The sequence below is a fragment of the Carnobacterium jeotgali MS3 genome, assembly GCF_000745125.1.
GTDB classification, from domain to species: domain Bacteria; phylum Bacillota; class Bacilli; order Lactobacillales; family Carnobacteriaceae; genus Carnobacterium_B; species Carnobacterium_B jeotgali.
In genome coordinates this window covers 168,196-181,066 of the sequence record NZ_JQNF01000005.1, presented here as the reverse complement: position 1 = coordinate 181,066, position 12,871 = coordinate 168,196, and the positions used below count along the sequence as shown (strand labels likewise).

The 12,871-nt window shown below is 33.7% G+C and carries 10 protein-coding genes; 1 reads left to right on the top strand and 9 read right to left on the bottom strand.

Translation table 11 applies throughout. The annotated features are described in order from the left end of the window. Positions 1-5 precede the first annotated feature (5 nt). The 7 genes from polA to pepA all read right to left on the bottom strand — a co-directional run bounded on the left by polA (position 6) and on the right by pepA (position 10,433). A complete protein-coding gene (gene polA, locus BP18_RS03370; RefSeq protein WP_007723588.1) occupies positions 6-2,666 on the bottom strand; it encodes a DNA polymerase I in 2,661 nt (886 codons plus the stop codon). Positions 2,667-2,902: 236 nt separating this feature from the next. Continuing rightward, positions 2,903-4,231 (bottom strand): UDP-N-acetylmuramate--L-alanine ligase, encoded by a 1,329-nt coding sequence (gene murC / locus BP18_RS03365; protein WP_007723590.1) that lies wholly within the window; start codon positions 4,229-4,231, stop codon positions 2,903-2,905. Positions 4,232-4,636: 405 nt separating this feature from the next. After that, positions 4,637-7,678 (bottom strand): DNA translocase FtsK, encoded by a 3,042-nt coding sequence (locus BP18_RS03360; RefSeq protein ID WP_035050334.1) that lies wholly within the window; start codon positions 7,676-7,678, stop codon positions 4,637-4,639. Between the two features lie 201 nt (positions 7,679-7,879). Beyond that, positions 7,880-8,491 (bottom strand): YtpR family tRNA-binding protein, encoded by a 612-nt coding sequence (ytpR, locus tag BP18_RS03355; RefSeq protein ID WP_007723596.1) that lies wholly within the window; start codon positions 8,489-8,491, stop codon positions 7,880-7,882. Further along, positions 8,484-8,978 carry a universal stress protein gene (locus BP18_RS03350; protein ID WP_007723599.1) on the bottom strand — a complete coding sequence of 165 codons (495 nt, stop codon included), beginning with the start codon at positions 8,976-8,978 and terminating at the stop codon, positions 8,484-8,486. The genes ytpR and BP18_RS03350 overlap by 8 nt, the downstream gene beginning before the upstream one ends. 34 nt (positions 8,979-9,012) lie before the next feature. Beyond that, a complete protein-coding gene (locus BP18_RS03345) occupies positions 9,013-9,330 on the bottom strand; it encodes a thioredoxin family protein (protein WP_007723608.1) in 318 nt (105 codons plus the stop codon). 23 nt (positions 9,331-9,353) lie between these two features. After that, positions 9,354-10,433: a glutamyl aminopeptidase gene (gene pepA, locus BP18_RS03340; protein WP_007723609.1), complete on the bottom strand. Its 1,080-nt coding sequence runs from the start codon at positions 10,431-10,433 to the stop codon at positions 9,354-9,356. 179 nt (positions 10,434-10,612) lie between these two features. Here pepA and BP18_RS03335 point away from each other — a divergent pair, with 179 nt between their 5' ends. Further along, positions 10,613-10,951, top strand: coding sequence for a PepSY domain-containing protein (locus BP18_RS03335; RefSeq protein ID WP_007723611.1), 339 nt, complete (start codon positions 10,613-10,615; stop codon positions 10,949-10,951). A gap of 49 nt (positions 10,952-11,000) precedes the next feature. Here BP18_RS03335 and trmB read toward each other — a convergent pair whose 3' ends face one another. Beyond that, positions 11,001-11,654: a tRNA (guanosine(46)-N7)-methyltransferase TrmB gene (gene trmB / locus BP18_RS03330; RefSeq protein WP_007723613.1), complete on the bottom strand. Its 654-nt coding sequence runs from the start codon at positions 11,652-11,654 to the stop codon at positions 11,001-11,003. Between the two features lie 122 nt (positions 11,655-11,776). Beyond that, positions 11,777-12,571: a phosphotransferase family protein gene (locus BP18_RS03325; protein ID WP_029278001.1), complete on the bottom strand. Its 795-nt coding sequence runs from the start codon at positions 12,569-12,571 to the stop codon at positions 11,777-11,779. Between the last annotated feature and the right edge of the window lie 300 nt (positions 12,572-12,871).

Here is a 12,871-nt window from a genome sequence, read left to right as displayed (position 1 = left end):
CCTTATTATTTTGCTTCGTACCAGCTTTTACCACTGTTACTATCGACTTTTAACGGAACAGACAATTCTACTGCTCCTTCCATAACCTCAACTACTAAGGCTTTCAATTCTTCTATTTCTTCTTCTGGAGCTTCAAAAATCAATTCATCATGGACCTGTAATAACATGGTCGCTTTCAATTTTGATTCTTTTAATCTTTCATCCATTTTAATCATCGCAATTTTTATAATATCCGCAGCACTACCTTGGATAGGAGTATTGATTGCTGTTCTTTCAGCAAATGAACGCAAATTGAAATTTCGAGAATTAATTTCTGGTAAATAGCGGCGGCGGTGGAAAAGTGTTTCAACAAACCCTTTATCTTTTGCCTCTCTCACGATATCTTCCATATACGTTTTTACACCTGGATATTTTTCAAAATACGTGTCAATAAACCGTTGCGCTTCTTTACGACTAATTCCTAAATTTTGAGATAGACCATAATCACTTATGCCATAAACAATTCCAAAGTTAACGGCTTTAGCTCTACGTCGCATCTCAGAAGAAACTTCCTCTGGTGAAGAAATACCAAAGACTCGCATAGCTGTGCTTGAATGGATGTCTTGACCTTCAATAAACGCTTCTTTGAGCAATTTATCATTTGAAACATGTCCCAATACGCGCAACTCAATTTGCGAATAATCTGATGCGAAAATTTTCCAGCCTTCATGGCTTGGAACAAAAGCCTGTCTAATTTTCCGACCTTCTTCTAGTCGAATAGGAATATTTTGTAAATTGGGGTCTACAGAACTTAAGCGACCAGTTTGAGCGATTGTTTGCATATACCGCGTATGAATTTTGCCTGTTTCTTTATCAATCACTTTTAGCAAACCTTCGATATAAGTTGATTGAATTTTTGCGATTTGACGATACTCTAAAATATGTTCTACAATGGGCGCTTGCTCTTTTAATTGCTCTAAAACATCTACAGCTGTTGAATAACCGGTTTTAGTCTTTTTAACAACCGGATACCCCATTTTTTCAAATAGAATAACCCCTAATTGCTTTGGTGAATTTAGATTAAATTTTTCACCTGCTAATTCATAGACCCGTTGTTCAATATCGTTTAGTCGAATAGCAAACTCTTCTTTCATTTCCATCAAACGTTTGTCATTTACTTTTACACCAGTGAGTTCCATTTCAGCTAAAACTATGGATAATGGCAACTCCATTTCATCAAACAACTTAGTTTGTACATTCTTCTCTAAGTTATCACTCAATTGTTTGCTTAAAATACGAATGGCTTTTATTTTTCTGGCAACATGGTCATACGTTACTTTCTTATCTTCTGGAATAGCAATTTTTGCACCTTTACCATACACACTTTCATCAGAAGAAACATCGTAATAGTCATGTTCCATAGCAACTTCAGATAAATCCTTACTATTGTCCTTTGTATTCAATAAATAAGAGGCCAATAAGATATCAAAACTGATAGATGTGATATCGACTTTTTGTCTTCTTAATGCAACATAAGTTCTTTTAGCATCAAATACCTGTTTTTTAGTCTCTTTTTCTTTTGCCCAATTTTTAAAATCATCTGATGCAAAAACTACTTCAGGTTCTGCAATGTATATTTGTTGATCATCGCCCCATCCAATACAAATAATTGGAGAAGTATGATAATTATCACCCATCAATTCTACGTAAAGAGCCATATCATCCCTAAACATATCTGCTGTGATATCAGTCACTATATTATACGAGATTTCTTCTTTTTGATTATTTTGTTCAGCATCATATTCTGCAGTATCCAATTTACTCAAATGAGAATTGAAATCCATCTCTTTATAAAAAGCAATCAGTTTTTCCATGTTTGGTCCTGAGAAATTTAGATCGTCAATTCCAACCTTTATAGGCGAATCGGTATCAATCGTTGCTAATTTTTTACTTAAAAATGCCGTTTCTTTTTCATTGATAAGATTTTCTTTCATCTTGCTCTTCTTCAATGAATCGATATTTTCATAGATTCCTTCGACTGAGCCGTATTCTTTTAATAATTTAAGGGCTGTCTTTTCACCAATCTTGGTTACTCCAGGTATGTTATCTGATGCATCTCCAGCTAAACCTTTCATATCAATGATTTGCAATGGGCTAATGCCCATCTCCTCATGAATCGATTCAGGCGTGTACTCTTTTAACTCACTGACACCTTTTACGGTAATATCCACACGTACATTCTCTTTTGCCAATTGTGTCAGATCTCGATCTCCAGAAATAACGACCACATCATAAATAGTTGGATCAACTTGGGTTGCAAGAGTTCCAATAATATCATCTGCTTCAAAATTTTCTAGTTCATAGTGCTTAATACCAAATCCATCCAGTAGTTCCCTCAAGTAAGGCATTTGTTCTGAAAATTCACCGGGTGTTTTTGAACGTCCAGCTTTATAGTCGTCAAAAAAGCTATGCCGGAATGTCGTATTCCCAGCATCAAAAGCAACCAACACATGGCTCGGATTTTCTTTTGTTAAGACACTATCAATCATATTATGAAATCCATATAATGCGTTCGTGTGTAATCCGTTTTTATTTTTCATTCTTTCTAATTGTGAATGCAATGCAAAAAAAGCTCTGTAAGCCACACTGTTTCCGTCAATCAATACTAATTTTTTTCGCTCATTCATAAGAAATCTCCTTTTAGTTACTGCATTTATTTCTATTTCAAATCATCTTTTCATTTTTAAAATTCATTTTTCTGACCGTACTTATCGTTATTATTCTAACAAAAAAAGAGGTAGATAGCGAATTTGCTCTTCATCTAATGAAACTTTTTCAGCTTGCACTTTTAAACCAAAAATATGATGAGAAAAAAATAGACAGGAAACGATTGTTAAACAACCGTCTCCTGTCTATTTTTTTGTTATTTCGTTGGCGATGATTGACTTAACAACGTTTCATAAGCCAATTCAAATTTTTGAACATCTCCAGCACCCATAAAGATTGCGACTGCATCATGATGGTTCAACAACGGCGACATATTCTCTTCACTTAACACAACCGCTCCATTATCAATTTTATCAGCCATATCTTGAATGGTGATGTCTCCTTGATTTTCGCGTACTGATCCAAAAATATCACATAAATAAATAGAGTCAGCTAAATTTAACGATTCCGCAAAGTCACTCAATAATGCTACTGTACGAGTAAATGTGTGTGGTTGGAAAATAGCGATAATTTCTTTATCTGGATATTTTTGACGAGCTGCATCAATAGTTGCACGAATTTCAGATGGATGATGTGCATAATCATCTATAATGACCATATCTAATATTTGTTTTTCAGTAAATCTGCGTTTAACGCCTTTAAACGTTTTTAAGTTTTCCATAACGCCTTCTTTATCAATGTTTTCATATTGACAAATTGCAATAACACTAAGCGCATTTAGTATGTTATGTTTTCCGAATGTAGGAATATCAAAATGTCCATAAAACTCGTCTCTTACATAGACATCAAAAGTAGAACCCGTTGTTGAACGAGTCATATTTTTAGCTTGAAAATCATTATGATCTCCAAATCCATAATATAAAATCGGTACATTAGCTTGGATTTTTTGGAGTTGTTCATCATCTCCACAAGCAACTATAGCTTTTTTCACTTGAACTGCCATGGATTGGAATGCATTAAAGACATCATCAATACTGCTGTAATAGTCCGGGTGATCAAAGTCAATATTTGTCATAATAGCATAATCAGGTCGATACGCTAAAAAATGACGGCGGTATTCACAGGCTTCTAATATAAAGAAATCTGCATCAGGTACGCCATGACCTGTTCCGTCTCCAATTAAATAACTTGTATCTTTAAGCGAACTTAACACATGTGCTAATAAGCCAGTTGTACTTGTTTTCCCATGAGAACCAGTAACAGCTACACTGTTGAATTGACCGATGAATTCACCAATAAAATCATGGTAACGTATAACGGTTAAACCTAGTTCATTTGCTGCAACAATTTCTTCATGGTCATCAGAAAAAGCATTCCCAGCAATCACCGTTAAACCTGGATGGATATTTTCTTTACTAAAATTTAAAATTGGAATATGAGCTTCTTCAATATTTTTTTGAGTAAAGAAGTATTTTTCTATATCGGAACCTTGAACTTTGAATCCCTTGTCGTGCAAAATTAAAGCAAGAGCACTCATACCCGAACCTTTAATACCAACGAAATGATAAATTATTTCTTTATTCATTACTTTATTTCCTCCATATTCATAAATTCACCTTGTGTTTATGACTGTTAGTGTTTGAGAAAGCCTTTTTAGTTTGTCCTGTTTCAACTCGTTTTTCAAAAGCTCATAAAACGATGTAATAAATAGACCATCATCCTGTTTCATTTATTATTAAATGGGATGAATCGATTGTTGTTAGTCAAAAAAGACAAAATACAACGAATTTAGTATACCATGAAATAATTTAATAGCACACTTTAAATCTCTAATTCTCCTTACTCTTATCAGAATGAAATAATGTGAACGGATTCAATTAAATAATTATCATCTGTTTTTAATATAATTTTTGTAGGGAAATTCACTCTAACTACATTAGAACAATAAAAAAAGAGAGAGCAAAAGTTATCTCTCTCTTTTTGAACTTATTTATAAGAATTTTTCTTCATAATCCGCTTTAGTTAAAAATACTTCGCGTGGTTTTGATCCTTTATTTCCGGATATAAAGTTTTCGTTCTCTAAAGATTCAATCAAATTAGCAGCTCGATTAAACCCAATTTTAAATTTTCTTTGTAATGCTGATGCTGATATCTGTCCCTCTGAAACAATAAATGGCAGAACATCTTCAAACAGCTCATCTTTTCCTTCAACTGATTCTAATTTAGCCATTAACGATTCTGGCTCAAAAAGATATCTTGCAGGGCGTTGGTCTTTTACATGTCTGACGATTCGTTCTATTTCTTTTTCAACATACGTTCCTTGTACACGAATTGGTCGTCCTGACCCATTTTCTTGAAATAACATATCTCCTCGACCAAGAAGTTTCTCCGCCCCACCTGTATCTAAAATAGTGCGTGAGTCTACTTGACTGGATACCATAAAGGCTACTCTAGTTGGAATGTTATTTTTTATTGTTCCTGTAATAACATCTACACTTGGGCGTTGTGTCGCAACAATTAAATGAATACCTGCCGCTCTAGCCTTTTGTGTAATTCGTGCAATAGAGTCTTGCACATCGCTACTGGCAACCATCATTAAATCTGCCAATTCATCAATGACGATGACAATATAGGGCATCTTCAAGCCAAACTCTTTATGCTCTTCTGCTTTTTCATTAAATCGTTGAATATTTCGAACTCCTGCAGCAGCTAGTTTTTGATAACGTTCTTCCATTTCATTTACTGCCCATTTTAAAGCTTCACTCGCTGCTTTAGGTTCAGAAATAACTGGGGACAGCAAGTGAGGAATTTCATTATAAGGAGCTAACTCAACCGCTTTTGGATCAATTAAAATTAATCTCACTTCACTTGGTGTAGCCTTATACAATAAACTCACTAAAAGCGAATTAATAAAGACGCTTTTTCCTGAACCTGTTGCTCCAGCAATTAACCCATGAGGCATTTTATCAATAGTGGAAACAACCGCTTCTCCTGCTATGTTAACTCCAATAGCCACCGTTAAAGGAGAATGACTCTCTTTAAATTCTTTGCTTTCCATGACTTCTGATAACATAACGGGTCTTGATTTTTTATTAGGAATTTCAATACCTACTGAACTTTTCCCAGGAATTGGAGCTTCGATACGGATATCCTTAGCAGCTAATGATAATTTTAAATCATCGGATAGATTTGTAATTTTATTAACTTTTACACCGCGACCTAACTGAAGTTCAAATTGGGTAACTGCTGGTCCAATTGTCCAACCAATTACTTGAGCATTGATATTAAAGGCATCTAAAGTCTCATTCAATATTTCCGCTTGTTCTAAAACCCAATCATCAATTGCATTTGGTTCAAGTTTTACAGGACGAAGTAAAAGATCTACTGATGGAAACATATAATTTTCATCATAAATTTCTTCAGTCATTTCCATTAACTTATCGGTTTCACTAGTCGCTTCAATAGTGCTTTCTACTACTACATCCGTTTCTATTTCTGCTTGACTTACTTCTTTCATATCAATGATAGAAGAGTCTTCTTCAATTGATTCAATAAGAATCGTATCCGGCTGTTCTGTATTCTTTGTATCGATTAGTACTTCTGATTCTTCTAGCTTTTTTGGTTGTTCTAACTTTTCTGATTGCTCTGGTTCTTCAGGCTGGTTAATGTCATTAACTGGGAAAGTTTGTTTGTCTAAATAATTCATCCGACTTAATGCAGCCATTAATTCCATATTTTCAATTTCTTCTGTACTTGTTGGAGTAGATGGTTTATCAGAAACTCGAGTTGGACTAATAGGTTGTCTGACTTGTTTTGGTAATACTGTTGCTTCACCAAAATATCTTGCAACATTTTTTCCTCGATTAAGGCGGATATTTTGCTCATCCTCAATCATACCTGCTAATGATCGAGATAATCCTCGTTTTTTCTTAACAGAGTGTGCCAAAGACTCTACAGCTGCTTTCTCGGAATTAGTAACCGCCATTTCTTCATCTTCTATACTACTATTGGTTAGTTCCGGTTCTAATACTTCTTCTGGTTCTACTACCACTTCTGGCTCTAACACTTCTTCTGGTTCTAATACTTCTTCTAGTTCTAACACTTCTTCTAGTTCTAACACTTCTTCTAGTTCTAACACTTCTTCTAGTTCTAATACTTCTTCTGGTTCTAACACTTCTTCTAGTTCTAATACTTCTTCTGGTTCTAATACTTCTTCTGGTTCTAATACTTCTTCTGGTTCTAATACTTCTTCTGGTTCTAATACTTCTTCTGGTTCTAATACTTCTTCTGGTTCTAATACTTCTTCTGGTTCTAATACTTCTTCTGGTTCTAATACTTCTTCTGGTTCTAATACTTCTTCTGGTTCTAATACTTCTTCTGGTTCTAATACTTCTTCTGGTTCTAATACTTCTTCTGGTTCTAATACTTCTTCTGGCTCTAACACTTCTTCTGTTTTCAGTGCTTCTTCTGATTCTAATTCAAAAAAATAATCGATTTCATTTAATAAATTTTCTTCAAACAACAAGAAATCTTCTGGTTTTTTTTCTAATTTTAAGAGAATTTCCAAATAATTAGTGTCTTCATTCTTTTTTGGTGACCTCTCTTGAAACCCATAATAAGGCGAAGGAATCTTTTGAACTTTAAAAGGTGTCGAACTTCTTCCTTCTTGAAAAGGTGTCGCAGCATGTCTTAAAGATTCTTTTGAATACGCCGTTTGTTTAATTCTTTTTTCAACTTTCTTTTTTTGCTTCTTAAGTTCATTTTGTTTCTTTTGTTCCTCTTTACTAATAGTAGAAAGATAATTTCTAACAGAATTATTATCTTTTTGAAGAGTCGTAAAATCAACCTCTGAATTTTTTTCATTAGTTTTTATTAGTTGGTTAGTTGTTTGACTATCGTTATTTTTTGGATGGGAAATTTTAATAGACGCTTCCTTATTCGTTGCTTTTTCAGCATCACGATAGAAAGGAAACTTAAACTTTTTTTGACTGTCTTGATTTTTTTGATAACTAGGTCCATCATATTTGGGCATGATGACCCTCCTTTCCTACCTTACTCCGAATCTTAGTTTACCATAAAAAATAAAGTGATTATAGGTGCATTCTTTAAGAAACACGCGATATCCTTACAATTTACAAATAAAAAAAGACTTTACAAAAAGCTATCTTTCAAAAAACATATTTTCGTTTTTTTGAAAGACAGCTTTTGAAGTCTTTTTAGAGAATAATTTAAGTTAATTTACTTGGAAAATTTCGCCTGTAGTTGCAGAATCTGGTAGGACTAAAATGCCCTTTTCTTCTGAAGCGTTTTTCAAATTCAATTCTTTAGCAGAACAAATCATACCATGACTAGGTTCGCCTCTCAACTCACCATCCCATATTGACATTCCGTTAGGCATCATAGCGCCTACTTTAGCAACTACAACCTTTTGGCCTTTAGCGATATTAGAAGCTCCACAAACGATTTGAATAATTTCTCCATTATCTATCTCAGTTTGCGTGATAGATAGATGATCTGAATCTGGATGTGGGTTACATTCTTTCACTTCACCAATAACAAATTTTGGTGACTCATCTGTTAGTAAAGTATCAGAAAATCCTGCAGATGCAATTGATTCATTTAAAATTTTTATTTGTTCATTCGTTAAAATAACTTGCCCAGTTCCTTTAAGATCAATAAGAGTTGAACTATTAAAAAAGTTATATCCAACTGTTTGATTTGTTTCTTCTTTAAAAATTCGAACCACATCATTTTGTTTTTCAAAATTTTGTTCCTTCGATTCACTGTTGTCAAGCATGACAATAAGTGTATCTCCAATGCCTTCATTATTATAAATACTAATCATTATTAACTTCCTCATCCTGTTTTTTATTTCGTACAATTAAAACATCACATGGTGCATGGCGAATAATATGCTCACTCACACTACCCATCATCCATCTTTCAACAACATTCATACCTGTTTGTCCAACCACAATTAAATCTACATGGTATTTATTAGGTATATCTTTTGCTAAAAGTAATTTTGGTGATCCTTGTACCATAATTGTTTGAACTTTTTCTATATTATGTTCTTTAGCTTTTAGACTGTACTCTTCTAAAAGCTTTTCCATTCGATTCTTATCAAGGTCTATTCCTGCTGCATCTAACGTGTTTATACCTGCAGTATCTACCATTCCTAAAGCATAAGAGTTTATATCAAACACATGAGCAATAATCAATTCACTACTATTTCTTTCTGCTATTTTAATAGCATTAATAAGTGCATTTTCTGAAGATTCACTTCCGTCTATGGCAATCAGTATGCGTTGAAATTGTTGTGTATCTAACATAATAACATCTCCTATTAGTCAATTTTATTATCTATTAAAGAGTTGATATAAATTTCTCTATTTCTTCTTGTGTTTTACGATCTTTATTTACAAATCGCCCAGTCTCTTCTCCATTTTCGAATGCCACAAAACTAGGTATTCCAAAAATTGACAAGTCGCCACATAAATCAATAAATTTATCACGATCAACTTCTACAAAATCGATTTCAGGATGATTCTCAATAATTTCAGGCATGACAGGTTTAATAAATTGGCAATCACCACACCAATCTGCTGTAAAGAAGAAAATTGTTTTTTGTTTGTTTTCTTTAACCATTATATAAAATTCTTCAACTGTATTTAATAACTCCACGTTGTAGCCTTCTTTCTTTTCGTTTAATTATTCTTCATGATTGTTTCAAATGTACTGCGATCTAAGGTACGTGCAACTTGAATAACCATTTCTTTTGCAGCAGCATAATCATCAATATGAAAGACTGTTTGATGTGTGTGAATATATCGTGCACATACTCCAATGACTGCACTTGGCACGCCATTATTCATTTGATGAGCTGCCCCTGCATCTGTCCCACCTTTAGAAACAAAATATTGATAAGGTATATTATGTGTCTCAGCTGTATCCAACAAAAACTCGCGCATTCCTTTTAACGTTATCATGCCTGGATCTTGGATTCTTAATAAGAAGCCTTCTCCTAAATGGCCAAACTTATCTTTATCGCCAGTCAAATCATCAGCTGGAGAACAATCAACAGCAAAGAATAAATCCGGTTTGAATTGATGTACAGCACCTTTTGCTCCACGTAACCCAACTTCTTCTTGAACGTTAGCTCCAGCAATCAAAGTATTTGGCAATTCTTCGCCTTGTAATTCTTTTAAAGCTTCAAGAACAACAGTCGTTCCATAACGATTATCCCATGCTTTACTTAAAATTTTCTTGCCATTCGCCATTTTAATTGTTTCAACTAATGGAACAATAGCATCTCCTGGGCGCACGCCATATGCTTCAGCTTCTTCTTTAGAATCGAATCCAGCATCGAATAGAATATCAGCGATATCTAATTTACTCCCAGTACCATCTTTACCTCTTAATAAGTGAGGTGGAACAGATGAAGAAACACACGGATAGTCTCCTTTAGCTGTTTGAAGCGTGAAACGTTGTGCAGATACTACATATGGATTCCATCCACCTAGTGGGACTACTCTAAACAAACCATGCTTAGAAATACTTGCTACCATAAAACCAACTTCATCCATATGAGCCGCTACCATAATCTTCGGTGCATTCTCAATTTTACTTTTACGTACTCCAAAAATTCCGCCAAGTCCATCTTGCACAACTTCATCTACTAAAGGAGTCATTTCTTGACGCATAATATCGCGTATGCGATGTTCAAATCCACTTGTTCCTTGTGCTTCAGTTAACTTCTTTATCAAATCAAATGTTTTAGCTTCCATTATTGTATACCCACATAGTTTTTGTGTTGCTACCTACGTGATCTATCCCCCTTATAAGTTTTCTTTATTCTATTATACCTTAATTCAGTCTAAGTTTAAGTGGTAATGCTTTAATTTCATTTATTTTTAAACGTGGTATACTATAAAAAAAACAAATGAAATGGGAGGGCGTTTATTAAATGACTTATTATACTAAAGAAAAAACACCATATCTATTAGCTAGCGGATTACTTTTTGGAGCAGGATTAACTTGTGGTTATTTCCTTCACAAAATACTAACTACAAAAAAAGCTATCCATGGAGATACTATTTTAAAACACGTTAAAACATTATTTTTAAAAGAAGGTCCTATAGAAGGCTCTTGGATTGAATTACAAAAAGTCCCTTTACAAAAATTTGCTCTTAAAACGGATGTTTATTACGGAGGTATTTCAAGACTTGAAGAAGACCAATTAATCCAATACGAATTCATTGCGGATGCTTACACTGGAAGCATCTTAGACTTATACCGTGTCTAATATAAAAGCGTTAAACCAAGTAAAGTTAATTGGTTTAACGCTTTTATTTCTATTTAACTTCTTTCTTAGGAAATTTTGCAACTACACGATAAATGCGGCTACCTCGAGAAGAAAATTTCTCTTCATACTCAGTCATAACATTTCCTTCAAAATCACTTTCATGTAAATTTAGCCAAACTTGGTCAAGTATCATCCCATATTTTGAGAAACTAGCTAAAGAATATTCGAATAATCCCTGGTTATCTGTTTTGAAATGAATTTCACCTTCAGATACTAGAATTTTTTCATAACTTTCTAAAAAGCTCTTGTATGTTAACCGTCTTTTTTCATGACGTGTTTTCGGCCACGGATCAGAAAAATTCAAGTAAACTTGAGCAACTTCTCCTTCTGCAAAATATTGTGTTACTGAGCCTCCGTTGACGTGTAACAACTGTAGATTTGGCAATTTTTCTTCAATCAATCTGTCTAAAGCCACAACAATTACACTCATTTGAAGTTCAATACCAATATAATTAATTTCTGGATGTAGTTTGGCCATTTCAGTAACAAAACGCCCTTTACCCGTACCTACTTCAATATGAATAGGATGGTCATTGCCAAATCTTTCTTGCCATTTTCCTACCCAATTATCTGGTTGTTCAGGTATATACTGAGGAAACTCAGCAATTTTTTGCGGTGCATTTGGTTTATTTCTTAAACGCATATTTATATTCTCCATTCTATTTATTATTACCTAATTTTTTTCCGTTTGACATAGAAAAATCCTCTTCAAAAACAGGAAGAGGATTTGAATAAATACTGACACTTATTATTCTTCATTTTTTGTTAAAAAAAATAATTTTTCCCTTGATAAAGACTTTGTAACATAATGATATCTTTATTCATTTCATGGAATCGTGTTTCCTTATGGTGTTGTTTTGTTTGAATTAAATAGTTCATTAGAGCGTACCACATAATACGGTTTTTTAACTCTTCAGTTATTTCTGTGTCGTAATGTTCTAGCCAATCTACCCAATGATCTTCAGGGACATACTGACAGAGTAACATACTGACATCCATAGCCGGATCACATAACATAGCAGAATCCCAATCAACTAGATAAAGTCGATTTTCATCTGATAAAAGCCAGTTTTTGCGATAAATATCTCCATGACAAACTTTGGCTTCAACTGTGCTCATTAATGCTACTTCAGCTTTTAATTTTTTAATAATAAGTGATAATAAAGGATGATTTTTTAAATCTAATGATAATTTTTCTTCATATTTTTGAATTAACTGTTCAGGTGTAACAACTTCGCCGCCTACACGAGCAAGCATTCTTCTTAATGTTGCAAAATTATGTATTCGACTAATCAGTTTTGCTACCTCTGGTGAAGACATTTCTTTTTTTGTAAGAGCTCTTCCATTTAACCATTCTTGTGCCGTCAGGACATCACCATTACCAATACGTTTTGTCCACATTAACCTTGGAGTAATTCCTTCAACAGATAATGCAGCTAAAAAAGGTGAAGAATTTCGCTTTAAAAAAAGCTTTTCTTCCGCCCTTGTACCCATATACGCTTGACCAGTGTCACCACCAACGGGATGTAACTTCCATCCAGAATCTATTTCAAAATCCATACCAAATCATTCCTTGCTTTATATTCTGAAACATTTCTATACAGACATGAAAAGCAAAACGGGTGAGAATAATCTTATTCGAATAGCAAAAAATTCCAACCCGTAAAACCAATAGTACTAAATCTTATTTAGTTTACCTGCAACTTTAGACAAAAAAAGGACAGATATCACAAAAGACATCTATCTTTCTGTTCTCTTTCTATTTTAAATAGATTTTCTTTCTACGTCAAGCGTATATACGTTCTTTTTCTACAAATACACTTACTTTGGATTTATAAAAAGTTGCTATACGAGTTCATT